Annotated in this window: 1 protein-coding gene; it reads left to right on the forward strand. The window is 76.3% G+C overall.

Annotated features, from left to right (window positions below; all coding sequences use genetic code 11):
- The coding region (locus tag ACT84W_RS05755) for a hypothetical protein (protein WP_444328525.1) at positions 1 to 1,012 on the forward strand (1,012 nt) is incomplete at both ends.

A 1,012-nucleotide genomic window follows, 5' to 3' on the forward strand; every position in this document is an offset into this window, starting at 1 on the left:
TGATTGGCGGAGGGGTCGCCCTCGCGTGCGCCGGCCTGCTCGCGCTCGCCAACGCCGCCGTCATGATCGCGTCGGCGGGACCCTCCGCCGCCGCCGGCATGGCCGCCATGGTAGGAACCGTGGCCCTGCTCGCCGCGGGCGCCGCCGCCCTCGGCCCCGCCCTCACGGCGGGCGCCGTCGGCATGGTGGCCTTCGGCGGGGCGGTCGCCCTCGTAGGCGCCGGGGTGCTCTTCGCGTCCGCCGGGCTGATGCTGCTCGGCGGGGCGCTCCCCGGAATCTCCGCCTACGGGGCGTCCGCAGCCGTCGGCGTCCTCGCGCTCGGCGCGTCGATGCTCGTGCTCGGCCCCGGCGCCCTCGTGGCCGCCGCAGGCGTCACGGCGCTCGGCGCGGGCGTGGCCGTGGCCGCCGCCGGCGTGGCGCTGCTCGCGGCCGGGACAGTGCTGCTCGGTGCCGGGCTCTCCCTCGTCGCGGCCTCGGTGGTCGTGGCGGCGGCGGGCATCGTCGCCATGGGCGCGGCGCTGCCGATGGTGGCGTCCTCCGCCCCAGGCGCTGCTGCGGGCCTCGGGGCGGTCGCCGCCGCGGCCCTCGCGGCATCCCCGGGCCTGCTCGCCGCGACGCCCGCGATGGCCGCGTTCGCGGCGGCGTGCGGCACGGGCTCGAGCGCGATCTCCTCCATGGCGTCCACGACCGAGTCCGCGACCTCGCAGGCGCGAAGCAGCATCGACCAGACCAAGGCCGCGAGCCAGTCCATGGCCACAGCCGCGAAGTCCTCCTTCAACGACTTCGCCAACTCGGCGAGGAGCGCGGCCTCGACCGCCTCCAACGCCATCATGGGAGCCTGCCGCCAGATGTCCGCCGAGGTCGGGTCGCTCAGGCTCACCCTGCCGCGCATCTCGGTCGGCGCCCTTCCGCACTTCTCCATGAGCGGAAGCTTCGACGCCCAGACCGGCTCCGTGCCGTCCGTGCACGTGAACTGGTACAAGACCGGCGGCGTCTTCTCGTCGCCGAGCGT

The organism is Paratractidigestivibacter sp., from assembly GCF_052362415.1.
Lineage (GTDB): Bacteria > Actinomycetota > Coriobacteriia > Coriobacteriales > Atopobiaceae > Paratractidigestivibacter.